This is a genomic window from Lysobacter zhanggongensis (assembly GCF_046638635.1).
GTDB classification, from domain to species: Bacteria; Pseudomonadota; Gammaproteobacteria; order Xanthomonadales; family Xanthomonadaceae; genus Novilysobacter; species Novilysobacter luteus.
Genome location: NZ_JBJXHK010000174.1, coordinates 1 through 955 on the forward strand (window position 1 = coordinate 1; position 955 = coordinate 955).

Genomic DNA, 955 nt, shown 5'->3' on the forward strand with positions numbered 1-955 from the left:
GGCACCGGCCCCCGCGGCCGAAGCGCCGGCCGAGCCGGTGGATACCACGACCGGGCCCGAGGCGACCGGCGTCGACGGGGCCGAGGTCGACGCGACCGGCACCGTGCCGGCCGAGGCCGAAGACGCTGCCAGCACGGCCGCCGAACCCGAACAGGGCTGACCGGGAACTTCCGGCGCGTGCGCCGGTCCCAACCGCTGCTCACTCCTGTTGGTCCTTGCGCCGGTCGTGACATTCACGGCCGGCGCTTTTGTTTGTGGACTGCCGGCCGCCGTAGCGCGACCGAGCGGCCCCGAGGAACCCGCCCATGATCCTGCTCTCGCGCCTTGCCGTCCTGGCCCTGCTGTCGATCGCCGCGCTCTCCCCCGCTTACGCGGCTCCTGCAGCGCCGGTGGCCGGCGTGGATTACGTCGAGATCCCCGGCGGCATGCCGTTCGACACTGCGCCCGGCCGGATCGAAGTGGTCGAGGTGTTCGGCTACACCTGCTCGCACTGCGCCGCGTTCGAACCAGCGGTCGCGGCGTGGAAGCGCAGGCTGCCCGACGACGTGTCGTTCGTGCCGGTGCCGGCGCCGTTCAGTGGCTACTGGCTGCCGTATGCACGGGCGTACTACGCCGCGCAGGCGCACGGGCTGGTGGAGCGCACCCACGCGGACATGTTCCGTGCGCTCCACGACGAGCAACGCCTCCCGATCATGCGGGCCACGCCCGCCGAGATCGCCGCCTTCTACGCCGGCTACGGCGCCGACCCGGCCGCGTTCGCCGCCACCATGACCAGCGCCGCGACCGATGCGCAGCTCGAACGTGCGCGGACGTTCATCCGCCGCAGCGGCGTCGACGGCACCCCGAGCCTGGTCGTGGCCGGCCGCTACCGCGTGATTGGACGCAGCTTCGAGCAGGTACTGGACACCGTGGACGCGCTCATCGCCCGCGAGCGAGCGCGCCTGCGGGCGCCCGC

Annotated in this window: 1 protein-coding gene; it reads left to right on the top strand. The window is 73.1% G+C overall.

Annotated elements, in window-relative coordinates:
* Positions 1–305: 305 nt before the first annotated feature.
* On the top strand, positions 306–955 hold a 650-nt coding region (locus ACKVMH_RS13535; RefSeq protein WP_412700669.1), incomplete at its 3' end, for a thiol:disulfide interchange protein DsbA/DsbL.